The sequence below is a fragment of the Pseudomonas sp. LBUM1672 genome, assembly GCF_059695655.1.
This window is the reverse complement of sequence record NZ_CP166781.1, coordinates 3741106-3764681: the sequence shown is the minus strand read 5'-3', so window position 1 is coordinate 3764681 and position 23576 is coordinate 3741106. Positions and strand designations below refer to the sequence as shown.

Annotated in this window: 21 protein-coding genes and 4 pseudogenes; 11 read left to right on the top strand and 14 right to left on the bottom strand. The window is 58.6% G+C overall.

The window, feature by feature from the left end:
* Window position 1: 1 nt before the first annotated feature.
* On the top strand, window positions 2–1675 hold the full coding sequence (locus tag ACA053_RS17090) for a tetratricopeptide repeat protein (protein WP_497393186.1): 1674 nt from the start codon (window positions 2–4) through the stop codon (window positions 1673–1675).
* Between the two features lie 337 nt (window positions 1676–2012).
* Window positions 2013–2858: a helix-turn-helix transcriptional regulator gene (locus tag ACA053_RS17085; protein ID WP_497311895.1), complete on the top strand. Its 846-nt coding sequence runs from the start codon at window positions 2013–2015 to the stop codon at window positions 2856–2858.
* 46 nt (window positions 2859–2904) lie between these two features.
* Here ACA053_RS17085 and ACA053_RS17080 read toward each other — a convergent pair whose 3' ends face one another.
* Window positions 2905–3414 carry a YkgB family protein gene (locus ACA053_RS17080; RefSeq protein ID WP_109632549.1) on the bottom strand — a complete coding sequence of 170 codons (510 nt, stop codon included), beginning with the start codon at window positions 3412–3414 and terminating at the stop codon, window positions 2905–2907.
* A gap of 256 nt (window positions 3415–3670) precedes the next feature.
* Here ACA053_RS17080 and ACA053_RS17075 point away from each other — a divergent pair, with 256 nt between their 5' ends.
* Window positions 3671–4492, top strand: coding sequence for an SDR family oxidoreductase (locus tag ACA053_RS17075; RefSeq protein ID WP_109636116.1), 822 nt, complete (start codon window positions 3671–3673; stop codon window positions 4490–4492).
* Between the two features lie 43 nt (window positions 4493–4535).
* Here ACA053_RS17075 and ACA053_RS17070 read toward each other — a convergent pair.
* From ACA053_RS17070 to ACA053_RS17060, 3 genes and pseudogenes are all read right to left on the bottom strand, one after another.
* Window positions 4536–4754, bottom strand: a pseudogene (locus ACA053_RS17070) (MAPEG family protein); the annotation flags it as partial.
* 151 nt (window positions 4755–4905) lie between these two features.
* Entirely contained in the window at window positions 4906–5487 is a 582-nt protein-coding gene (locus ACA053_RS17065) for a hypothetical protein (RefSeq protein ID WP_109632547.1), read from the bottom strand.
* 215 nt (window positions 5488–5702) lie between these two features.
* A pseudogene (locus tag ACA053_RS17060) lies at window positions 5703–5835 on the bottom strand (EamA/RhaT family transporter); the annotation flags it as partial.
* A 7-nt stretch (window positions 5836–5842) separates the two neighbouring features.
* Here ACA053_RS17060 and ACA053_RS17055 point away from each other — a divergent pair.
* Window positions 5843–5989: pseudogene (locus tag ACA053_RS17055) on the top strand (LysR family transcriptional regulator); the annotation flags it as partial.
* 176 nt (window positions 5990–6165) lie between these two features.
* Here ACA053_RS17055 and ACA053_RS17050 read toward each other — a convergent pair.
* The 3 genes from ACA053_RS17050 to ACA053_RS17040 form a co-directional block, all read right to left on the bottom strand.
* A complete protein-coding gene (locus tag ACA053_RS17050) occupies window positions 6166–6465 on the bottom strand; it encodes a hypothetical protein (RefSeq protein WP_497396194.1) in 300 nt (99 codons plus the stop codon).
* 118 nt (window positions 6466–6583) lie between these two features.
* Complete coding sequence (locus ACA053_RS17045; protein ID WP_497393184.1) at window positions 6584–7258, bottom strand: NADPH-dependent F420 reductase; 675 nt, start codon at window positions 7256–7258, stop codon at window positions 6584–6586.
* A gap of 315 nt (window positions 7259–7573) precedes the next feature.
* Window positions 7574–8119, bottom strand: a complete 546-nt coding sequence (locus ACA053_RS17040) for a cupin (RefSeq protein WP_497393182.1) — start codon at window positions 8117–8119, stop codon at window positions 7574–7576.
* A gap of 185 nt (window positions 8120–8304) precedes the next feature.
* Here ACA053_RS17040 and ACA053_RS17035 point away from each other — a divergent pair, with 185 nt between their 5' ends.
* The 4 genes from ACA053_RS17035 (at window position 8305) to ACA053_RS17020 (ending at window position 12282) form a co-directional block, all read left to right on the top strand.
* Window positions 8305–8901: an eCIS core domain-containing protein gene (locus tag ACA053_RS17035; RefSeq protein ID WP_497393181.1), complete on the top strand. Its 597-nt coding sequence runs from the start codon at window positions 8305–8307 to the stop codon at window positions 8899–8901.
* A gap of 456 nt (window positions 8902–9357) precedes the next feature.
* Complete coding sequence (locus ACA053_RS17030) at window positions 9358–9792, top strand: hypothetical protein (RefSeq protein ID WP_497393180.1); 435 nt, start codon at window positions 9358–9360, stop codon at window positions 9790–9792.
* Complete coding sequence (locus ACA053_RS17025; protein WP_497393179.1) at window positions 9789–11249, top strand: ATPase domain-containing protein; 1461 nt, start codon at window positions 9789–9791, stop codon at window positions 11247–11249. Before ACA053_RS17030 ends, ACA053_RS17025 begins: the two co-directional genes overlap by 4 nt.
* A 10-nt stretch (window positions 11250–11259) precedes the next feature.
* Complete coding sequence (locus ACA053_RS17020) at window positions 11260–12282, top strand: sensor histidine kinase (RefSeq protein ID WP_497393178.1); 1023 nt, start codon at window positions 11260–11262, stop codon at window positions 12280–12282.
* On the opposite strand, the pseudogene ACA053_RS17015 reads toward ACA053_RS17020, so the two are convergent.
* The 5 genes and pseudogenes from ACA053_RS17015 to ACA053_RS16995 form a co-directional block, all read right to left on the bottom strand.
* Window positions 12265–13363: pseudogene (locus ACA053_RS17015) on the bottom strand (alpha/beta hydrolase family protein). The gene ACA053_RS17020 and the pseudogene ACA053_RS17015 overlap by 18 nt on opposite strands.
* Before the next feature lie 249 nt (window positions 13364–13612).
* Window positions 13613–14107: a PaaI family thioesterase gene (locus ACA053_RS17010; RefSeq protein ID WP_109632531.1), complete on the bottom strand. Its 495-nt coding sequence runs from the start codon at window positions 14105–14107 to the stop codon at window positions 13613–13615.
* A gap of 250 nt (window positions 14108–14357) precedes the next feature.
* On the bottom strand, window positions 14358–14927 hold the full coding sequence (locus ACA053_RS17005; RefSeq protein ID WP_497393177.1) for a GNAT family N-acetyltransferase: 570 nt from the start codon (window positions 14925–14927) through the stop codon (window positions 14358–14360).
* A 140-nt stretch (window positions 14928–15067) separates the two neighbouring features.
* Window positions 15068–17230, bottom strand: coding sequence for an ATP-binding protein (locus ACA053_RS17000; RefSeq protein WP_497393176.1), 2163 nt, complete (start codon window positions 17228–17230; stop codon window positions 15068–15070).
* A gap of 113 nt (window positions 17231–17343) precedes the next feature.
* Window positions 17344–18348, bottom strand: coding sequence for a LacI family DNA-binding transcriptional regulator (locus ACA053_RS16995; RefSeq protein WP_497311876.1), 1005 nt, complete (start codon window positions 18346–18348; stop codon window positions 17344–17346).
* Window positions 18349–18575: 227 nt separating this feature from the next.
* On the opposite strand from ACA053_RS16995, the gene ACA053_RS16990 reads away from it, so the two are divergent.
* From ACA053_RS16990 to ACA053_RS16980, 3 genes are read left to right on the top strand one after another with little or no spacing between them, the layout of a single operon-like run.
* Window positions 18576–19715 carry a Gfo/Idh/MocA family protein gene (locus ACA053_RS16990; RefSeq protein WP_497396192.1) on the top strand — a complete coding sequence of 380 codons (1140 nt, stop codon included), beginning with the start codon at window positions 18576–18578 and terminating at the stop codon, window positions 19713–19715.
* Window positions 19712–20809 (top strand): sugar phosphate isomerase/epimerase family protein, encoded by a 1098-nt coding sequence (locus ACA053_RS16985; RefSeq protein ID WP_497396190.1) that lies wholly within the window; start codon window positions 19712–19714, stop codon window positions 20807–20809. The genes ACA053_RS16990 and ACA053_RS16985 overlap by 4 nt, the downstream gene beginning before the upstream one ends.
* 56 nt (window positions 20810–20865) lie before the next feature.
* On the top strand, window positions 20866–22098 hold the full coding sequence (locus ACA053_RS16980) for a nucleoside permease (protein ID WP_497393175.1): 1233 nt from the start codon (window positions 20866–20868) through the stop codon (window positions 22096–22098).
* Between the two features lie 19 nt (window positions 22099–22117).
* On the opposite strand, the gene ACA053_RS16975 is transcribed toward ACA053_RS16980, so the two are convergent.
* Together ACA053_RS16975 and ACA053_RS16970 are read right to left on the bottom strand one after the other, a co-directional pair.
* Window positions 22118–22789, bottom strand: a complete 672-nt coding sequence (locus ACA053_RS16975) for a class I SAM-dependent methyltransferase (protein ID WP_497393174.1) — start codon at window positions 22787–22789, stop codon at window positions 22118–22120.
* A 98-nt stretch (window positions 22790–22887) separates the two neighbouring features.
* Window positions 22888–23418 (bottom strand): glyoxalase superfamily protein, encoded by a 531-nt coding sequence (locus ACA053_RS16970; protein WP_497393173.1) that lies wholly within the window; start codon window positions 23416–23418, stop codon window positions 22888–22890.
* Window positions 23419–23576: the final 158 nt, after the last annotated feature.

Below are 23576 nucleotides of genomic sequence, written 5' to 3'. Positions count from 1 at the left end.
GATGCATGACTATTACGATTTGGGCACCTACAGCCGTCCGATAACTACCCATTCGCCCCAAGCCCAGCTCTGGTTCGACCGCGGTCTGATCTGGTGCTACGGCTACAACCACGACGAATCCATTCGCTGTTTCCACAAAGTCATCGAAAACGACAGCGGGTGCGCGATGGCCTACTGGGGCATCGCCTACGCCTCCGGCCCCAACTACAACAAGCGCTGGGATGCGTTCATCGAACAAGAGTTGAAAGACGCCGTGGCCCACGCCCGGCTGGCGACGCACGCCGCGCTGGCGCATCTCGACGGGGCAAAGCCGGTGGAGCAGGCGCTGATCCGGGCGCTGGAAAAGCGCTACCAGGCGGATGAGGCGGCCAGTCTTGAGCAGCTCTTCGCCTGGAACGACGCCTACGCGGCGGCCATGCGCGATGTCTACAAAACCTTTCCTGATGATCCCGACGTCGTTGCGCTGTTTGCCGAAGCGCTGATCGACCGCACGCCCTGGCAATTATGGGACCTGAAAACCGGCACGCCGGCACCGGGCGCCGACACGCTGGAGGCGGTGGCTGTATTGGAGACAGCATTCGGGCGGATGGAGCAGCACGGCGATGCGCCGCACCCGGGCGTGCTGCACATGTACGTCCATGCCATGGAAATGTCGCCTTACCCGGAGAGGGCGTTGCGCGCTGGCGATGTCCTGCGCGACCTGGTGCCGGACGCCGGGCATTTGCGTCACATGCCGTCGCACATCGACGTGCTTTGTGGCGATTACCGTGGGGCCATGATCACCAACAGCCGGGCGATCCAGGCCGACACCAAATACCTGCAACAAGAAGGCCCCATCAATTTCTACACCCTGTACCGAAGCCACAACTACCACTTTAAACTTTACTCGGCGATGTTCCTCGGGCAGTACCAACCGGCCTCGGACGCCGCCGATCAACTGACCGCGACCATCAAGGAAGAACTGCTGCGCGTGAAGCAGCCGCCCATGGCTGACTGGCTGGAAGGTTTCGTGTCGATGAAGGTCCACGTACAGATCCGTTTCGGCAAATGGCTGGACATACTCGCCACGCCGCTGCCGAACGACCAGGCACTGTACTGCGTGACCACCGCGATGCTGCATTACGCCAGAGGCGTGGCGCACGCGGCTTGCGGGCATGTCGTCGCGGCAGAAAACGAACAGCAGCTGTTCATCAATGCACTGACCCGAGTGCCGCCAACCCGCTACATCTTCAACAACACCTGCCTCGATATCCTGGCGGTGGCCGGCGCTATGCTGCGCGGCGAAATCGAGTACCGCAAAGGCAACCACGACAGCGCATTCGCCCACCTGCGCGAGGCGCTGGCGCTGGACGACAACCTTCCTTATGACGAGCCGTGGGGCTGGATGCAACCGGTCCGGCACGCACTGGGCGCGCTGCTTCTGGAGCAGGGCAGGGTAGAAGAAGCCTTGCAGGCCTATCGGGCCGATCTCGGCCTGGATAACACACTCAGCCGTGCGTCCTGGCATCTGGACAATGTGTGGAGCCTCCACGGTTATGTGGAATGCCTGAAACGCCTGGGGCGGGACGCTGAAGCCGCGGCGGCCAAGCCCCGGCTTGACCTGGCCATGGCCCGGGCTGATGTGGAGATTACGGCATCGTGTTTTTGCCGGGTTGGGGAGCGGTGTTGCAAGTGATGTACAAGAGCCCGGAGGGTCAGGCCGAAACGCTGTGCACTTAAGACAATCTTCAGGCGAGCAAGAACCTGTGGCGAGGGGATTTATCCCCGTAGGGCTGCGAAGCGGCCCCCCGCGTCCGTTCAGACAGACCAAGTTGTCTGGATTTACGACTGCTTCGCAGCCGAACGGGGATAAATCCCCTCGCCACAAATGTGAGTGTCTGCGCTTAAATGAACCGCACTAAGCGAGTCAGGCCGGTCGTTTCATTGAGCGTCGAGTGGAGAACGAGCCCAATCGGAGTGCAAACCGTCAGTGATATGCTACTTCGCGTCTACACCTCGCCAAGAGTTCGCCCATGGATCGCTTGTCTACCTTGTTGTCGCAGTTCGGCGTGCGCGCAAACCTCTTCTACAACGGCAAGCTGTGCGGCATGGCGGCATATGATGGTGCTGACCAGCGCGGTCATATTCATCTGCTTCAGGCCGGTGCCGTCACGTTGCTGGGACTCGATCGCAAGGACGTGCGGCTGACCCGGCCCAGTCTGATTTTTCTGCCACGCGCGCGCCGCCATCAACTGTTCGCCGGTGAACCCGAGGGGGCTCAACTTTTGTGTGCGTCAATGGAGTTTGAGGGCGGTGTCGATAACCCGTTGTCGGCTTCGTTACCCGATCTGTTGGTGCTGCCCCTGGATGAGCTACCGATGCTGGCCGATACGCTGAAATGGATGTTCGTTGAGGCTGGGGGCGGACATTGTGGCAGGGAGGCCGCATTGGATCGCTTGTTCGAACTGCTGATCATCTTGTTGTTTCGGCATCTGCTCGATCACCACCAGTTGCACACCGGATTGATGGCCGGACTGGCCGATTCGCGCCTGGCGCGCTCGCTGGTCCAGATACACAACGCCCCTCATCGTCCCTGGTCGATTGCCGAACTCGCGAGCGAGTCGAACATGTCGCGAGCGGCCTATGCCGTGCATTTTCGGGCCGTCATCGGGCAGACACCGGCCGATTATCTGTTGAGTTGGCGTATCAGTCTGGCGCAGAAGCGTTTGCGTGAAGGGCGACCGATTACGCTGATTGCCGCTGAGGTCGGTTATGAAAGTCCTTCGGCGCTTGCCCGCGCATTTCGGCGCAAGACGGGCTACAGCCCCCGGGACTGGATGAAGGATTCGACAGGAGAGGGTGAAGGGAAAATGGCCTGAAAACATCGAGCGGTTTCAGGCCATTCCGGGAGGACACATCATCGTTTTATCGGTTTTCCAGCGCAGTCAGGGAATGGCCGGCCACGAACACAGAGGCGGCAAGCAACCCGATGTCTTTCAGGAGAAACTGACCGGGCGCAACCGAAATGGCCGGGAAACCGAGGCCGGGTTCAATCACACCGGGTGTCGAGAACATGAAGCTCAAGGTGGTGAAAAACAGCCCGGCAGACAACGCACCACCGATCAACGACAGCTTGGGTGACAGAAGGCGGCCTGCAATCAGCACACCGATCGAGACTTCCAGGATGCCGAGCAGACTGGAGAACGTATCGACACTGAAAATGTTGTAGACCCAACCCAGGAAAGGGCTGTTGCTCACCAGCGGCACCAGGCCCTCGGCTTCATAGTGCGTAAATTTCATGCCGCCAAACCAGAAGTAAATAATGGCCAGTGCAGCGTAAGCACCGTAGGTACCGATCGCCGTGGTTCTAGCCCCGAGCGAAAATTTCTGAGCGACGCCGTTCGTTCTGGAGTTCTCAATGTTCAAGGTAGGCATGATTCAGGCTTCCAATAGTGTGGGGATTCAAACCCAGCGCGGTTTACGTTGGGAGTGGACACAGTGTTGCCTTTGATCCCACGCCCGTGGCTTCTGAACGTATTGAGAACGGTGCAGATCGTCTTGACTCACGACAGGACTTGAAGAGGAGGGCTTCTAAACCTCCTGGCCCGCACATAATCGCCCGCCGCTCTGAGTGCAAAAATGGCTGAGGTGGCCGGGCATGAAAACGACCCAAGGGAGTTACCGCATTACTATGGCTAATAAACTCACGTCCAAGACTGCGATTGTTACCGGGGCGGCCCAAGGGATTGGTGCGGCGATTGCGCGACTCTTCGCGCAGGAGGATTGCTTTGTCTATGTCACTGATATCAACGACGAACTCGGCAAAGTCGTTGCAGACTCGCTCGGTGATCACGCCAGCTATCTGCACCTTGATGTGCGTCGGGAAGAAGACTGGCAGCGAGTGACGGCGCAAATCCTGAAGGCGCGCGGCAGGCTGGATGTATTGGTGAACAACGCGGGGATCACCGGATTTGAGCGAGGCTTCGTTCGACACGACCCGGAGCATGCGCGTCTGGAGGACTGGCACGCAGTGCATCAAACCAATCTCGATGGTGTATTCCTCGGTTGCAAGTACGCCATTCGCTCCATGCGGCAGCATGGGGCAGGGTCCATTATCAACATCTCCTCTCGATCAGGCTTGGTCGGCATTCCTGGCGCCGCGGCTTATGCCTCGTCCAAAGGCGCAGTGCGTAACCACACAAAGACAGTGGCGCTCTACTGTGCCGAGCAAGGTCTGAACGTTCGGTGCAACTCGATTCATCCAGCGGCCATCCTCACACCCATGTGGGAGCCCATGTTGGGCACAGGCGTCGATCGTCAAGAGCGAATGGCCGCACTGGTTCGAGATACTCCACTTAGAAGGTTCGGGATGCCCGAAGAGGTTGCGGCACTGGCACTGCTACTCGCCTCGGATGAAGCGACGTACATGACCGGCAGTGAGTTCAACATCGATGGCGGCCTATTGGCGGGTACGGCTGCGACGCCCACCGTCGTGGGTGACAGCGCAGACTAGTTCAAAGGGCTTGGGGTGCGGTGCGATCGTAGAGCGATGCTCGTCACATCCCGTAGTAAGCGGCCATGACTATCAGCGCGAAAAAACACACCATCTGAACGCTGAAAAAGGCAAAACGAACCGCCACGAACGCATCGGTTTGCACATGGCATACGTGAACCAGAGACTGGCACACACGAGCGCTCAGGACGATTGTCGACAGTTGGTTCACTGCCGGGCCTTCGACGCCAAGAGCCGAAATCAGGACCACGATCACGATAAAGGTGTTGAAGGTGAGGGTGTCCCCCAGATAAAAGAATAGCGCGCCGTTCAAAGCGTTTCTCTAAATCCCCTCCCGAGGGGGCGAGTTTGCGCCTGCCCACTGAGGTACCTGCCGGTATTCTCACCTCTAGGCTTCGTCCCGTGTGTCGATGCTACGTCAGCTCAAATCGCTCTAACGAATAATCCTTACCTGCCAAGGTAAGTTCAAAAGTGGTGGCACCAAACGTACCGCGTGTCACTTTTTGCTTTACGAGACGTTTGGCTTGGAGTTGTTTCAGCCCGGCTTCAACTTCTAATGTGCTGAGTGAGACAAGTTTGCAAATTGAGTTTAAGTTTGCAATTTTTCTGAAGTTTGCATGATAGGCCAACGCTTCCATCAGTAGCGTTTGGTTATCTGTCAGTCGTGGAAACTGAGGGTTGTTCATCTTGTAAACTTTTCGCTCTATTTCATGTAACTCGTCGTAATCTCCATCAGTGTGGCGGGCGTAGTAAATCGCTACAGACAGGGTGCTGATTAAAATCGCGATAATTATCAGCAGCGACCAATTCGGCATTGGCGTTTCCAGTAAAATCCAATCCCGCAAACGTAGCAGCCAGCTCGTGGTATCTGCCATCCATGGCAGGTCGTAGTAAGGGGCGAGCAGCTTTATGGCGCCCCAAGCGGCAAGGAAAAATCCAGCGGAACAGGCCATAGCCTTGAACGTGAACGGGGGGTGTTTGCCTAGTGCTGCCATGTTAATCGTCTCTAGTGCAGAAACAGGTGTTGTCAGCATAGCAGCGCAAAAGTGACTATCTGGCCTGCAAGGTCGGCTTTTGGCCGATTTTCAGCCTGTCAGCAAGCGCCATTTCCAACCCGAAATATCCATCAGTTTTGCCGCCGAACCTGCCGAGCCTCCGACTGCACCACCATCCAGATTCCAACCCCGGACACCGCCATCCCTGACACCATTTGCCATCGGCAGCAGGTTAGCGAACAGCGCCGAAAGGCCCGCCGGCACACCCAGAGCGATGCCTTGTATGACGCCGGCCAGATAGCCGGCCATGGCCAGAAGACCGATGCCGGCATTTTTCAGCAGCGCGGCAGCGCAGGAATATGCCGCCCATGTCATCCGCGACATCCTGCCGACGTTCGCCGCCGCCTGGCCCAATGTGGTGCTGGAGTTGAAGACAGCGCCAAGTGACTCGCTGCGTGACCAGGTCCAGCGTGGAAAGCTTCAGGCCGCTGTGATTGCCCAACATCGGCCCTAGCTCAATGGCATTGCGGGCAAAGCTGCACTACCGTGTAGGTGTAAGCCCTCGTGCCGCAGTCCTATTCTGGTTGAGAGGTGGGTTTCATGAACAACATCATCTACATCGTCGGGTTAGTCGTGGTCGTCGTGGTAATCCTGTCGTTCCTCGGGTTCGCGTAGGTTTCAATTCCTGCACTCCGCCAACACCACTTGGCAGGTATTCGGCGTGCCGCCGGATCGGCCGGCATAGCGAATGCAATTATTCAGGGATTTTTGGCGCGCCATGCTCAAGGTGGAGCCCCAGGCCAGGCCGCCTTCGCCGGCGGTGGGGAGCGCTTTGGCATAGCAGGCCGAGCCGACGTTTGAGGCCGAATAGTGAGCAGTGGAAGCTTTGCCTGAACATCCTGCGATTAGCGCCAGGCTGATGGCGAGCAGGGAAGGGATGAGCCATGGCGAACATTGGCGTGCTGCTTTTCTAACGATCATCCCGTTTCCCCTGTATCAAGAGGCGTGTCTGGGTCCTGCTCTATTGAGATTAGACGGTGTTGGGCCCGGGCCTGTGTCGGTTTCAACATGCAGTGAGCTTCAGTCCGGCATTGCGCTAACGTCCCAGCTTTTGCTTCAGATCGGCCTCAGTCCAGACTCCGCTGAGCGGGCCGCCCGGCAAACCTTCATTGGCTCGCGCCAGCGGGAACAACACCGGTACAAATCCAGCATCACGCACTAACCGGGCACCGACATCCCGCGCCTGGGCATCGTCGGCGAAAACGGGAAGCGCCTTGTCTTTGCCCGACAGGTCTTTCATTGAGGCAGAGCCAATGGCGTTGAACGCTCGCGCCAGGTGCACGCCGGGCAAATATTGCTGGTCTGCCGAGGCGACGCCCAGATCCAGCGCCTTGCGCCCGATGTCTCCGTCTCGACCGCTGAAGGGGTTGCTGGTGCTGAACAGCACTTTGCCGTCCAGCTTGCCTTTCAGCTGTTCGGATAGCACTGGCATTGCGCCGTAGGGAACACTCAATACGATCACATCGCCCCATGTCGCCGCATCGCCGACCGTGCCCGCCTGAGCATTGGGACCGGCCGCCTTGACCAGGTCCGCCAACTCCTCGGGGTGGCGTGACGAAAACATCACCGAATGCCCGGCCTTTACCCATAGCGTGCCCAGCGTACCGCCGACCTTGCCGGCGCCGATCACGCTGATCTTGAGGGTGTCCGCCATCGCCTGGCTGGCGCAGAGGACCAGGACGGCGAACATCAGAGAGAAGATTCTGGACATGCACTGCGCTCCTCGGTTGCAAAGCGGTCGTGGAATAACCGTAGTAGAGACAGCGTACAAACGATGCGGTCGAGCAGGGATATTAGATGGACGGAGTGGGGCAGGTTCAGTAGGGGCAGCTATTGTCTATGTGTTCACTTCGCCAGTTGCCGCCCAATCAGCTCGTCCCTGAGGCGGCTGGCGGGGTGGACTCTCTTTTGAGCTTTCATAGAGGGCAGGCTGCTAAGAGACTGTGGCATGCGGAACGGATTTACCCCTACGGCTTCAAAGTCTTCAGCGCAAAGGTCCGCACCGTTCGTGATTGCCCCCGGCCTGTCAACGCTGCCCAGCCCAATACTGATGCACTGCGCCCTGTGAGCCTTGCACCGGGTCTTGATCGGGAAATGGCAACGTATCGATGCTCGTCAGTTGAGCCTTGGTGGGCGCCTCGCGGCAGATATCGGCCTGCTGACCCGGCGGATAAGCACCCACGACCAGAAAGTCTGCGTTGGAACCCAAATTGCAGTGACCGGTGCCGGCCGGTAGTAGCAATACGTCGCCAGCGTTGACTTCAAGTACCTGTCCATCCGGGCCGCCCAGCATTAACCGGGCCTTGCCGCTGACGATGCCAAGCACTTCATGACCTTCGGTATGGTAGTGGTGGTAGCTGTAAACCCCGTCTCGCCAATGAGGTGGCCAGCCATTGGCGCTGAAGGTTTGCTCGAACAGCGCCGCGGGGTCATCGCCCTGAACGGCAATCGCGTTGGGGTAAATGAGTACCGGCAGGCGCGGGTTGTTGGGAACCCATTCGTTGCGTTCAAACATCAGGGCTTGCACGGCACCGGTCGCAACTGGCGAGTTGTTCATGAAGGTTGCAGTCATGGCAATGTCCTTGAAATGAACAGGGTGTGTGGGGGTACGCGTTGGCCCTCCTTATGCGCTAGACGATGCGAATGATGTGTGAGTTCAATACTGCGGGCCAACGGCGATTCCAGGCGGAGGTAAGGAGGACAACAATGGGACTACGCTGAAACTATCTCGCGCAGCGTCCGCCCCAGGAGCGCCCAATGCCGCCCATCACCACGCGCCTGGTGGCGCTGTTCGTTCTTTACCTGACGCTCGAAGTGCCAGCCCAGGACAACGCCTGCCCTGCTGGCGAGAAACAAGTGTGCCTGGACGAATGTATCTGCCTCCCAGATCTGGGGCCGCTGCTGGGCCCTCTGCCTGATGACATCTACCAGATCGCGTCACCGGCCCTGGCGATGTGGCTGACCCAAGCTCGTGCTGATGCGGCCGTCAACGGAACTCAACCCATTCCACCGCACATCCGGGAGAAACTGCTGCGCTGGTACGACCCCCGCGTCCTCGATGCCGCACGCTACAAAGTCAGCGACAACGGACAATTCAACGCCGCCACCGCCGTGCTGCAAAACCCCGATGTCGGCGCCGTGACGCTGATTGACATCATCCTCTTCAGGGATGCGCAAACCGCTGAAGAGAACATCGCGCTCTGGGCCCACGAACTCAAGCATGTGCAGCAGTATCAGGAATGGGGGGTTGAAGGGTTTGCCCAGCGATATACACAAGATTTCAATGCGGTGGAGGCGCCGGCTTATGCCATACAAGCCGAGGTCAGGCGGTGGGTGCGGGACGGGACGCTCTGAAGGGGAGTGGATGCGCTGACCATGTTAAATCATGTAGCGCATTTCCAATGATCACTTAGCGAGTGCAAGTACTAAGAGTGCATTCGGTATCAGTGCTGCGTAAATGTGCAAGGGGTTTTGTGATAGTGGCGGATCCGAATCACCCTGAGCACGAGGCAATGTCGGAGTTGTATGAGGATGATGGGTTCGATCCGACGGCGTTTGACTGCGAGTGGGTCAATCAATGGTTGAAGCAGGCGAAGGTCTGATCAGCAGTCGTGCGCCCAACTCGTCTCGTAGTAGCAAGGCTTCTGGTGGTTGTGCCGCGATAGCAATTCGTCCTCGTAAACCTGATGGCATCCCATACGGCTGATAAATCATTGGAAATGACAGTAACGATAGTCTCTAGTCAATTGAGTCTCTCTGATTCGTTATAGGGTGTACCATCGGGCTCTGTCCATCAGAAATCAGTTAGCCATGTCCGCGCTAAACGAAGAGAGCCGCCAGATCGTAGCTTCTCTGGCGCACCGGGTTGGCCCTAATGCTGATACTGCAAGGATCGCCCAAGCGATTGTCTCAACCTTGCAGAGTATGGATGCAGCCCTCACCCCCATTATTGGCCAGCAAGGGGTTGCCGCGCTTTACCGGCGCAGCCTTCATCTGTGCGCCTCCCAACACCCGTGTGTGGCTCATATATCTGATCGTGTGCAAACCGCGCTGGATCTGAATGTTCTAAATTCTGAACTCGTTTCAGAAAGCGAAGAAGATGCCTTGTTTTTTGGTGAAGTGCTGCTCACCACCTTCTACCAACTGCTGACTACGCTGATCGGGCCTTCGCTCACCGCACGCTTGCTCCGTGACGTGTGGAATCCTTCTTTGAGCGACACATCTGCGCAGGAAAATTCGCCATGAGCACCAAAGTGACTATCAACCGTCTGGCCACCGGAGTGCCAGGACTGGACGAGGTGCTGGGCGGGGGATTGCCGGAGTTTTCGTTCAACCTGATCGCCGGCCCGCCTGGCTGTGGCAAAACCACCCTGGCGCATCAAATGATGTTCGCCCTGGCGACGCCCGAGCGCCCGGCACTGTTCTTCACCGTGCTCGGCGAGCCGCCGTTGAAGATGCTGCGTTACCAGCAGCAATTCGACTTTTTCGACAACGAAGCGATCAATCAGTCGATCCGTTACATCAACTTGGCCAATGACACCTTGGCTGGGGATTTGGACGAAGTGTTACGGCGCATCGTGGCTGAGGTTGAGGCGTACTCTCCGTCGCTGGTGTTCGTCGACTCGTTCCGTTCGGTGGTGCTGGCGAGCCAGACCCAGGACAACCCCAATAATAACTTGCCGCAGTTCGTTCAGCAGTTGGGCATGTTAATGACCACTTGGCAGGCAACAACCTTCTTGATCGGCGAATACTTCACCGAAACCGATACCAATCCGATTTTCACCGTCGCTGATGGCTTGATCTGGCTGCGTCAGAGCGTCCAGCGCAACTCCATGGTGCGCAAGATGGAGATCATGAAGATGCGCGGTCAGCCGACGCTGCCGGGGCTGCACACCTTCCGTATCGCCGCCTCCGGCATCAAGGTCTTCGCGCCGCCCCCACTCAACCGGGTTGAAGCGCCACTGAAGTTTCCGATTCAGCGCCTGAAAATGGGCGTACCGCAACTCGACGAGATGCTCGGCGGTGGCTTGCCCCGTGGATACTCCTTGCTGGTGGCCGGGCCGTCGGGTTCGGGCAAAAGCATCCTGGCGTCAACCTTCCTGGCCGAAGGCGCGCGCAATGGCGAAACTGGCGTCATCGCGGTGTTCGAACAAAGACCCAATCACTCCCGGAACGCCACCCTCGCGGGTCTTATTCAGAGCGGGCAGGTGGCTCTGGTGGACAGCCGTGCACCGGATTTGTCCATCGACGAAATCGTCCAGCTGCTGTTGAGTGAGATCAGCCGCCTGAACGCCACTCGCGTGGTCATCGATTCGCTGTCCGGCTTCGAACTGGCGCTGGCGCCGACCTTCCGCGAAGATTTCCGCGAATCGTTGTCGCGCATGGTCACGGCGCTGACCAGCGTGGGCGTCAGCGTGTTGTTGACCTCAGAGCTGGAAGACCGCTACACCGACCTGCGCTTCAGTCCTTACGGCACGGCATTTCTCACCGACGCAATCATCGTCCAGCGCTATATTGAAGTGCAGAGTCGCTTGTTACGCATCATGGCCGTGGTCAAAGTTCGGGCCAGCGCTCACTCCGATGAACTGCGGCTGTATCGCATCGACAATGACGGTTTGCAGATCGGGGAAATGTTGCCGGATAAAGAAGGATTGCTTGGGGGACGACCTACCCAGCAGCGTTTGGGCACAGTCGAAGGATGAGCAAAATAACATGAGTGAAGCCGACGGCAACAATGAGCAAGCGATAGCCACTGCAGCACGCGAACTGTTCCTGCTCGGCCGCAAAACGGTTGCGGCGCGGGCGGTGCTCGCGGCAGTGCATAAGGAACTCAACCAAGCCAGTACCCATCTCGTCGATAGCCAGCAGGTCGAGCAACTGATCGAAGCCAACCAGCAGTTGGTGCTGGCAATTCTGTCGGCGCAGTCGGATGCTGAAAGTCCGAAATTCGCTCAATCAGAGCAGCAAATGTACCTGGAGATGCGCGAAGCCAACGAACAATTGGTGATAGCCGCGCTTAGCGCACAAGACCTGCAGGTTGCAGCGGAACATGCGCTGGAGCAGCAACGCAACTTCCTCAACATGGTGGCCCACGAACTGCGAAATCCTCTGACCCCCATCAGCATGATTGCAGGCAGGCTAGTGCGTGTGCCAAGCGAAGAGTTGCCCCGCATGCAGATGTTGATCGAAGGTCAGGTGAAGCAGATGTCCCGTTTGGTGGAAGACTTGCTCGACATCGCCCGCGCCAGCACCGGCAAGTTTCGCCTTGATTGCCACATTGTCGATATGGCTCAGATCATCCATGAGGCCATAGACATCTGTACCCCGGTCATGGTCGCTCACAACTTGCATTTCAGCTCGGAACTGCCGGAGTGCGCACTGATGGTGAACGGCGATCGGGCACGCCTCACTCAAATTCTTGGCAATCTGCTGGGCAACGCAGCCAAGTACACGCCGGCGGATGGCGCAGTCATCTTTACAGTTACCGCCGAAGCCGACCTGCTCGAAATTCGCATCCGCGATACTGGCATCGGTATAACTTCCAAGGCGCTGCCGTTCATCTTTGAACCCTTTGTACAGGATGTTCACGCGGTTGGTTTCAATGGAGCAGGCCTGGGCATTGGTCTGACGGTGGTGCGTGAGTTGATCGAAGCCCACGGTGGTACGGTGACCGGCACAAGTACGGGAGAAGGGGAGGGAAGCGAGTTTATAGTGACATTACCCTTGATTCATTGATGCTTTTTTGGTCACTTGATCACACCGTTTGCATTTAGCCCCTATTTTGTAGATTGAGGACTGAAGAAACTCGTCGATCAGCGATGTAACTTGCTGTTGGATCACCCCACGTGGGCGAGCGCCGTCGCCATCCCGGCAAATGATGCCATCGCCGGGTACGTCCTCTTCGAGCAGTACCTCTGCGCCAGGTTTGCACACCGACAAGAAGCTGAAGTGGCTTGCGTCACTGATTTCGACGTAACGGCTTGACGCCGCAGGCAGGCGTTTGGCCAGGTTGGCAGACTCCAGCTCGGCGGGAAGGTCGCGCGACGGTACGCCGGCAGCGATCACCAGCACTGGTACCGACAGCGCGGCCAGGCTTTCGTCGGTCATGCCCCGTGAAAGGCCCAAGTCCAATGTAACCACAGCGGTGACGCGTTTATCGCGCCAATCGGCGGTCAACGCGGCCTTTGATTTTGAGGTGCTTGCGGGGTTCATCTTTCCATAGACGGTGCAGCTTGCTAACTGTGGGTGGGCTTTGCAGTCGTTGGCGAAGCGGTCTGGATCGAAGCGAGATCCGGCGATCTCAAGGGCGGTCCAGCCGCCGAGTGAATGGCCCACCACTGCAATTCGGCCATCGGCGACCAAGCCGAATTTCTCAGGTTGAGTCGTGACGCTATCAATGGCTCGAGTCAAATCAACGGGCCGCTGCCATAACTGTGCCGCTGCTTGAGGGCTACGGTCATGAGTGGTGGTGCCAGGGTGATTGATGGCGGCGACGATGTAACCCCTTTGAGCCAGAGCACTGGCAAGCCAGACCTGGTTACTCCAGTTACCCCTGTACCCATGGGAGAGCACCAACAGTGGATGCTTGCCAGCAGCTCGGTGCGTCACGAACGGCAGAAGCCCCGACGAACACCACATCATCGCCAATCATTTGCGTAGCGGCGGTCGTTGCACTGGGGTACCAGACGACCATCTCCAGTGCACGGTTATTCTGCGAGTCTGCCAGTGTGGAGGAGTGGAATCCGACAGGGTTCTCTTCAGCGAGTGCGATGGTCGTCAACGAGGTCAACAGCAGGGCGGCAAAAGCTATTTTCAATGTCGTTTCTTCCTTGATTAGACAAATGCATGGCAACCTGAATCCGCCGTTCGGCGCATTCACTTTCGGAGGGCGTCGAAGCTAATGTGGTTGCCCATAGGCACGGACATTAAAGCCCACATTCGAAGCGCCGCGCATAACTTTTATCGTCAGCATCAGGGCGACTTTCGTGATTGCGACGGGATGCTCAATGATTCCGATTTTCTGACGAGGTCCGCGACGGAACTGTCTCTAGTGCGTAGAAACCAACTACCGACTATGCGCCGCAGCCGCCAGTTGCCCGGTATCCACGCGTACAAAAACCGAGTCGCCAACCGCCGTGAGCACGTCCCCGGCGTAGACCTCGCAGATCACACGGGTTTTGCGCCCGACATCGCCTTCCACCCGGGCACGCAGGGTCAGCGGTACGCCCATCGGTGTCGGTTTGATGAACTTGATGCCGAGGTTGCCGGTGACGCAATTGATGCGAGGGAGGCTGGCCACTTCGCGGTTTTCCGTCCGGTAGTGATAAGCCATCGCTGTCCAGTTTGAATGGCAGTCGACCAGCATCGCAATCAACCCGCCGTACACCAGATCCGGCCAGCCGCAATACATGGGATCAGGCACGTGCTCAGCCAAGACATGCACGCCGTCCTCATCCCAGAAACTCTTGATGTGGAGCCCGTGCGGGTTGCTGCTGCCGCAGCCATAGCAAACACCTTCAGGCGCGGCGCTGTCTTGCAGGGAGGTGTCGAGACTGGACATAACGGGGTCTTCCTCAAACAGGGGAACCAAACCCGGCGGATTTTAACGCTGCAAGAGGGCCGCGGTCACTCGGGCAATCGCGAGCGACGTGCCCACCTGCATCCTGAATATTTCCGGGTCCAGCGGACTCAAGCGAACGGCATGAGCAAACGTGCCCTGTCGAGCAATGCGATGCCGCCATGTTGGTGGGCATCAGGATCGGATTCGCGCGACACGCGAAAGGACACGCTGCGCGAATCGCAGGATAAAGCTAAGGCGCCAGAACGTACTCATGAAAAATCTGCGGCCCGTGCTGGTCGTCGTTTTTGCTGGTAAATCCCATATGGACTGCCCGGCCGTGCATCGCCTCGTTACCGGAGGAATCCATCGACGAGATTTTGCTGAAGCCCTGGCGTGTGGCGGTGTCCATCAAATGTTGCAACAGCGCCTTGGCGACGCCTCGTCGTTGCCAGCGTTCAACCACCGCCACAGCGAACTCGCAATGGGCGTCGCCTTCGTACGCCCCGTAACGCGCCGTACCCACTTCAATGAGCTGATTGCCCTCGTATGCCAGCGCAAGGTAGGCCATGCGATTGTTCAGGTTGATATCCATGAGCTGGTCGTGGGGTTCGACCAGATTGCTGAACGAGGCCAGAAAATGAAAATGCGGTTTGCCTTTGCCGAGCTCGTTGAAAAAGGCCAGATCCCGGTCTCGATCGGTTTCTGCCAATTCGCGAATCAGCAGGGGCGTACCGTCCGCCAAGGATTCCACCCAGTATTCGCTGGTCAGCCCATCGGTTTCATCCTTGAAACGTTGGTTGATGCTTGCGTCATAAGACATGCGAAGAACTCCAGCTCATTAATGGGACTGCTCATTCACCCTAGTCTTATGCGCGGTGAGCTGGCGTGATATCCGCTCGCTGACAGGAAAACTGGACAGCCGGTGCGCTCAATCCCGCGGTTCCTTAGCCTGGCATTCAGTTATGCACCTGCGCTGACCAGCGAGCGCACGCGCTGGCCGAGGTCGTTCAGGCTGAACGGCTTGGTCAGTAGCCGGGTCGTCGAATCAACGGAAACCAGGTTCGAACCACCGGCAAATCCGGTGATGAACAGCACCTTGAGTTTCGGGTATTTCGCCTTGAACTCCGCCGCCAGGGCGACCCCGTTCATCAGTCCGGGCAAGCCGATGTCCGTGAGCAGCAGATCGATGTGGTCCAGCTTTTCCGCTTGTCTGAAGGCTGAGACGCTGTCGACCGCTTCAATGACCCGATAGCCCATGTCGGACAAGAACTCCGAGGCCATTTGCCGAATGGCCGTTTCATCGTCCACCAGCAGGATGGTTTCATTGTGGCCGAATGGCTCCGATGCTTGAGTCTCATCCGGGTCGGCTGTGTTCCGGGCAGGCTGCGAGTTGTCCACTGGAAAGAACATCGTCACTGTCGTACCCACACCCAGGCTGCTGTGAACCCTGACCTGCCCACCGGATTGCTGGGTGAAGCCGTAAATCATCGAGAGGCCCAGGCCCGTGCCTTCGCCGATTTTCTTGGTGGTGAAGAACGGGTCAAAAATGCGCGATAAATTCTCCGCGCTGATGCCCGTGCCTGAGTCCGTCACCGATATCGTGACATACGCGCCTGACGGCACCATTTTCTCGGTAGACGATGCCTGATCGATGACGCATCGATCGACCCCCAGATTCAGGGTGCCGCCATTGGGCATGGCATCCCGGGCATTGATCGCGAGGTTAAGCAGTGCGTTTTCCAGTTGGTTGAGGTCACAGCGGATGCGATCGTTTGCGCGAAAGGAGCATTCGACGATGATGCTGGGGCCGACTGAGCGCCGAATCATTTCATCGAGTCCCGCCACCACTGTCCGGGGTTCGAGCAGTTCAGGCTGGAGTGATTGCTGTCTCGAAAACGCCAACAGACGTTGCGTTAGTGCAGCGGCTCTGGAGGCTGAGGTCATCGCCACGCAGGCATAGCGAGTCAGCTCATCGAAGCGACCCGCATCGATACGTCGTTGCAACAGCTCCAGGCTGCCGATAATGCCCGCCAGCAAGTTATTGAAGTCATGGGCGATGCCGCCAGTCAGTTGGCCAACCGCTTCCATTTTCTGACTTTGCCGAAGCTTGGATTCGGTCATTGCGCGTTCTTGCTGTTCGGCCTCAAGCTGAGCCGTCCGCTGGGCAATTCGGTCCTCAAGCAAGTCGTTCCAGTCTCGAAGCGCGCCCTCCAATTGCACCCGGGTGTCGATATCCTCGATGGTTCCATACCACTGTTCATTTTGTCCGGCAGCGTCGAAGCTGCGCAGTGCCCGGGTTCTGAACCAGCGATATTCCCCGGTGTTTTTTTGCAGCCTCACTTGCGTGTCGAACGGCTCCAGTGTGGTCAGGGAACGACTCCAGAGGTTCTCCAGAGATTCCCGGTCCTCAGGGTGAGCAGCTTTAGCCCATTGATGCCCTAATGTCTCTGCCGAGGTCATCCCGGTGTATTCGTACCAGCGCTGATCAATGGAGGTCAGTGTGCCGCCCTTGTCCGCCGTCCAGGGCCAGAGCGGATTGAGTTCCGCCGCGATCCGGTAGTGCCTTTCGCTTTCACGCAATCGTTCTTCCGTTGAACGCATGGCCTGCAAGGTGTTGGAGCGCTTTAACACCGCGCCGAGCAGGTTGCTGTAGACACGAAGAAAATCGATGTCGCTGTCCGTAAACTGGCGAGGGCTTCGACTGTCGACCTCGAAGATGCCGAAAGGACGGTTCTCCGTGGCCCCGTACACCAGAACGTTTACGAAGGCTTTTACCCCGTTTTTCTTTTGAAAATCGTGATAGCGGAAGCGAGTTTCTGTCGAAATATCCGTCGAAATAACCGGGGCGTCTGTGTCCAGTGAAAACCGCTCCGGGCTTCCTTCGCAGGCTTGAACCCGTACCTTTGCGACCACGTCCGGGGTCCAGCCAACGCCGTTTCGCACCACGAACGTGACGCCGTCTTCTTGCAGCAACATGAACTTGGACAGATGAGTTTCTAGCGCTTCCCCGACCAAACGACACGCTTCGTCGAGGATGTGCTCAAGATTGTCTGAGACCAACGCCAGTTCGCCAAACTCGGCGAGCACCTTGCGTTGGCGCAGTAACGTCGCCTCGGTAGCCATGTGTTCACCCACGCAGATTTATATATCCGAGGCTGGCGCTCCGGCTAGGTTCCACCGAATGCGTGAGGTTTCCATTTTTTTGAGCATGCGGCGGTGCTCTGACCCTGCGAGTGTCAGCGCTCCCTGACCACCGCCGTGCTGTTGCGCAACGTCAATTCAAACGGCAACACCACATGCCGTTGCTCGATCGGTTTCTTCTCGATCAGCGCAATCAACATCTCCACGGCTTTCTGGCCGAAGGTTTCGGCGGGTTGCGAGATGGTCGTCAGGGGCGGATCGCAGTACGCCGCGAAAGGGATGTCGTCGAAACCCACCAATGAAATGTCCTCTGGCACTCGCAGGCCCTGTTGCTTGATGCGTTTCAATGCTCCGATGGCCATTTCATCGTTTTCGCAAAACAGCGCCGTGGGGCGGTCGGGCAAGTCCAGCATCGCGGCGGCACCGTCATCGCCGGCCTTGAGACTGAAATCGCCATGGCAGATCAGCGCGGGGTCCGACGCGATCCCGGCCTGATGCAAGGCGTCCTGATAACCGGCCACGCGATCGCGGGTCAGCGGGCTGCTTTTCGGGCCTTTGATCAGGCCGATGCGGCGGTGGCCGAGTTCGATCAGATGCTCGGTCATGGCCTTGGCGGCCGCGCGGTTGTCGAGGCTGATGGTGGGGTGACGGCCGCCCTGAATCACCTCGCAGGCATTGACGATTGGCGGCAATTCGGCGCTGGGGAAGGGCGCTTCGAAAGGGTCATAGGCGCGCAGCTGGATCACGCCATCGGCTTGATGGGCGTACACCAATTCGGCAAATTCCCGTTCGATCTCTTCCCGACCCTGGGTGTCGCACAGCAACAGCCGATAACCGGCGAGCTGGGCGGCCTGTTGCGCGCCGCTGATCACCTTGGCGAAAAAGGTGTTGGCGACAGTCGGCACCAGAATCACCAGGTTGCCGGTTCTGCGCGAACGAAATTGCACCGCCATGAGGTTTGGTCGATAACCGGCTTTTTCCACGGCGGCGTTGACCTTGTCGCGCGTGTCGGGGAGCACGCGCTCAGGCGACTTCAGCGTCCTGGACACCGTGGCGACGGAAACACCGGCCAGCCTGGCTACTTCGCGGATATTGGACAAGACCACCTCGTTATCGAACTGTGCAGCGGCGAGCTTAGCGCAGGTCGAGGCCACCCTGAAATTTTCCTGGCGATTGATTTGGGGTTTGACACCTCGTCAATCAGGGCCTAAATTTCCGTCACGATGTAACCGGTTACATCGGCTTGAGGTTTCATCCCTTTAAAGCCGTCTGAAGCCGCCTCAAACAGAGAAGAATTGCGATGACTGTTCCAGTGGCAAAAATAAGAATGGGCTTTGTCGGTGGCGGGGAGGGTGCCTTCATCGGGCAGGCCCACCGCCAGGCTGCCGGGCTCGATGGTCGTTTTGAACTGGTGTGTGGCGCGTTCAGCCGCGATGCCCGCAACAATCAGGACACCGGTGCCGCGCTGGGGTTGTCCGCATCGCGCTGCTACAGCGACTGGCGGCAGATGCTGGAGGTCGAGCGCGCGCTGCCCGCCGACCAGCGCATGGAGCTGCTGATCATTGTCACCCCCAATCACCTGCACGCCCCGATTGCCAGCCAGGCGCTGAGCGCGGGGTTTCATGTGTTCAGCGAAAAACCGGCGGCGTTGAATCTGGCCGAGCTGCTGCCGCTCAAGGCTGTGCTTGAGCACAGCGATTGCCTCTATGGCCTGGCCCACACGTACCTGGGTTATCCGATGGTCTGGCAGGCGCGGCAGATGGTGCGCGAAGGCGTGATCGGCACCGTGCGCAAAGTGATTGTCGAGTACCCCCAAGGCTGGTTGAGCGAGGATGTGGCGGGGCAGGGCAACAAGCAGGCCGGCTGGCGCGATCTGCCCGAGCAGTCCGGGTTGGGCGGCTGCATCGGCGATATCGGCACCCATGCCTTTTCATTGGCCGAATTCGTCGCGGACCAACCCATCCAGCACCTGTGCGCAATGTTGAATACCCATATCGCCAGTCGGCAACTGGACGATGACGCCGCGATGCTGTTCAAGATGGCCGACGGCGCGAGTGGCGTGTTGATTGCCAGCCAGGTCTGCGCGGGCGAAGAGAACCCGTTTAAGATCCGCATCTACGGCGACAAGGGCGGCCTGGAATGGCGTCAGGAAGAACCGGCGAGCCTGATCCATCGTTCCCTGGATCAACCCATGCGCGTGCTGCGTTCCGGTGTCGGCCAACCTTGGTTGTGCGACGCCGCGACTCGGCGCATGCGTTTGCCGGCGGGGCATCCCGAGGGCTATCTGGAAGCCATGGCCAACCTCTACGGCGATTTCGCCAACGCGATCCGCAGCAACGTCTACGGCAACGAAGCCCCCGGCGTACCGGGCATCGATGTCGGGCTGCGTGGCATGGCCTTCATCGAAGCGGTGATTGCCAATCATCGTGGCGACACGAAATGGACCGAACTGGTCTGCCCTCAATGAACCCGGAGCACTCAACCGTGAACCCTTCATCTCAAGCAGGCCTGCGCGGCCCGGGGATCTTCCTCGCGCAGTTCATGTCCGCCGAAGCGCCGTTCGATACACTGGCCAATATCGCCCAGTGGGCGGCGTCCCAAGGCTACAAAGCCATTCAATTGCCGACCCTGGGCACGCAGTACATCGACTTGGCTCGCGCCGCCGACAGCCAGGATTACTGCGACGAATTGAAAACCGTCTGCGCTAAAGCAGGCGTCGAGATCAGCGAGTTGTCGACGCACCTGCAAGGCCAATTGGTGGCGGTGCATCCGGCGTTCGACACCTTGTTTGACGACTTTGCCCCGGCGCATTTACGCGGCCAGCCCCAAGCGCGCACCGAGTGGGCGATCGAGCAATTGAAACTCGCCGCCCGCGCCAGTCAGCGCTTGGGGTTGAAGGCCCACGCGACCTTCTCCGGCGCGCTGCTGTGGCCCTATGTCTACCCATGGCCGCAACGCCCGAGCGGGTTGGTCGAACAAGGCTTTGCCGAACTGGCCAAGCGCTGGTTGCCGATTCTTGATTGCTTCGAGGAGGCGGGTGTCGACCTGTGCTACGAAATCCACCCCGGCGAAGACCTGCACGACGGCGCCTCGTTCGAGCGCTTTCTGGAGGCGGTGGATCACCATCCACGGGCCGCGATTCTGTATGACCCCAGCCATCTGCTGCTGCAGCAAATGGACTACCTCGGTTTCATCGATCGCTACCACGCGCGGATCCGCATGTTCCACGTCAAGGATGCCGAGTTCCGGCCCGATGCCCGTTCGGGCGTCTACGGCGGTTATCAGGGCTGGGTCGAGCGGCCGGGGCGTTTCCGCTCGCTGGGCGATGGCCAGATCGATTTCAAGTCGATCTTCAGCAAATTGACTCAATACGACTTCAGCGGCTGGGCCGTGCTCGAGTGGGAGTGTTGCCTCAAGGATTCCGCCCAGGGCGCTGCGCAAGGGGCGGCGTTTATCGAGCAGCACATGATCACCAAGACACAGAAGGCTTTTGATGATTTCGCCAGCGTGCAGTCGGACGCAGCTTTCAATCGACGATTGTTGGGGTTGCCCGACGCCTGATCACAACGTTGTTTGCTCCTCTCTCCAACAAAAAAAACAATAAGACGGTGACTGTTATGTCCACGATGACCGCGCGATTGAGCGCCATGATGTTCCTGCAATTCTTTATCTGGGGCGGATGGTTCGTCACCCTCGGTACGTTCCTCGCCAGTAACCTCGGCGCCAGCGGCGGCCAGATCGGCATGGCGTTCTCGACCCAGTCCTGGGGCGCGATCCTCGCGCCCTTTGTGATCGGCTTGATCGCCGACCGATTCTTCAATGCCGAACGCATTCTCGCGGTGCTGCACCTGGTGGGCGCCGTGTTGCTTTATCAGCTGTATCGCGCGCCGGACTTCAGCACGTTTTACCCGTACGTGCTGGCCTACATGATGATCTACATGCCGACTCTGGCACTGGTGAATTCAGTGGCGTTCCGGCAGATGCGTGACCCGGCTCTCGAGTTCTCCCGCATCCGCGTGTGGGGCACCATCGGCTGGATCGTGGCCGGTGTGGTCATCAGTTTTGTGTTTGCCTGGGATTCCCAGGCGATGATTTCCTCAGGCGGGCTGCGCAACACCTTTCTGATGTCGGCGATTGCCTCTCTGGTGCTCGGCCTCTACAGCTTCACCTTGCCGCGCACCGCGCCACTGAAACCCGAAGAGGGCCGCAGCGGCCTCAAGCAAATGCTCGGGCTCGATGCCCTGAGCTTGCTGAAGGACCGAAGCTATCTGGTGTTCTTCATCGCCTCCATTCTGATCTGCATTCCGCTGGCGTTTTATTACCAGAATGCCAATCCGTTCCTGGCGGAAATCGGCGTGACCAACCCAACGGCAAAAATGGCCATCGGGCAGGTTTCCGAAGTGCTGTTCATGTTGCTTCTGCCGCTGTTCATTCACCGCTTCGGGATCAAGCTTGCGCTCTTGGTGGGCATGCTGGCGTGGGCTTTGCGCTACTTGTTGTTCGCCTACGGTAACAACGGCGACCTGGCGTTCATGCTGTTTACCGGCATTGCCCTGCACGGCATCTGCTACGACTTCTTCTTTGTGTCCGGCCAGATCTACACCGACGCCAAAGCACCGGAACGCTTCAGAAGTTCGGCCCAAGGCCTGATTACCCTGGCGACCTACGGCTTGGGCATGCTGATCGGATTCTGGGTCGCGGGGCAGGTTACCGACCACTTTGCGCTGACGGGCAGCCATGACTGGAAGAGCATCTGGTTGTTCCCGGCCGGGTTCGCCCTGGTGATATTTTTCTGCTTCGGGCTGGCGTTCAAAGGGCGGCAGGCGACGGTTGTTCAGTCGACTGTCTGAACAGCGCCCCGACCCGCACTCACTGGCGCGGCTCGGCCACCAACAGCAACGACTGCGGCACCGAACTTTGCGGGTGCTGCGGTTCTTGCAGGCTGGCCAGACGAAAACCGGCCATGTCCAGCGCATTCAGCCAACTGGACAGAGTGCGGAAATACCACGGCATCGGTCGCCACTGGCCCTTGAATCCGGCAAAGGTCTCCTCTCGCCAACCGTCCTGATAGTCACCCGCCGCCACGGCCCACGGATGCAGCGTCTGAATCACCAGCGCGCCGCCTGGGGCGAGCAGGGCGTTCATGGCGGCGAGCAGCGGGATAATGTCTTGGTGCAGCAGGGCGAAGTTGGCGCAGATCAGATCGTAGTCGCGGCCGATGTCCACCTTCGCTTCCACCAACTCGTCATAGCTCGCCACCTGCACCGATGAAGCGCCTGCCGCCCGCGCCGCCTCGACCAGCGTCCCATCGCCATCCACACCGATCGCCTCAATGCCCCGTTGAGCCAATGCGCGCAACAGCCAGCCTTCGCCGCAGCCCAGGTCGAGCACGCGTTCCGGTTGGCGACCTAGCACCGCCAGCAGGATCGCCTGGTCGGTGACCGTGAGGCGACTTTCGATGGCGCCGCTGCGGATGGCTTCGATCCAGGAATGGGCGTTGTGGTGCCAGCTGTCGAGGAGGGTGGATTCGGGGGCGGGCATGTCAGTGTCTGGCGTTGTGGGTTAGATAGAGCATAGGACAAGTACCCAGATCGACTGACCTTGAAGCAGGCTGGGTCACCCCAGCCCGCCAGGCAGGATCAGCTTTGGCAGAACCGGATTCGATTGCCGAATGGGTCATAGACTTCCAGCACTTGCCCCCAGCCTTGCTGAACGATATCCGGCCGACCGTACCCGTAGCGCTTGCCCTGCAATTCGTCGCGCAGCAGGTCGATATTTTGCATCGGGACAAAGACGGTCGATCCCGGACTCGCATCGCCATGATGTTCGGAAAGATGGAGTTGCAGGCCGTTGCGGCTGATTCCCAGGTATAGCGGCAGATCTGCTTCGAATCGGTGCTCGAATTCGACGCTGAACCCTAGAAAATCAAGGTAAAACTCGCGCGCCTTGGTTTCGTCGAACATCCGCAATATCGGGACGGCTTTTTCGAATGTAATGACGGGTTGGGTCGGTTCATGGGGGAGCATCGCAGACGCGGTGTTCCAGTCCTTGAAACCCAATTGATGCGCTACCAGTTCAAGCGCCGTTGAGTGAGACGCCTGTTGATTGCGCGCCTCAAGCGAGGTACGTAGCCTCTTGGCCATCTGTTTGGCTTGTTCGATTGAAAACATCGTTCCTCCTGTAGCCGAGGTATTCTGGTGCTCGCGTTGCCAAACCTCGACTCTCAAGAGTTGCGACAGGATTTGGGGGGAGAAGAAATGCTTTCACCTTTCCTTTCGGAAGCGAGCGGCGGGCAGCATCGGCCTGCGCCGATGATACACAGTGGTGG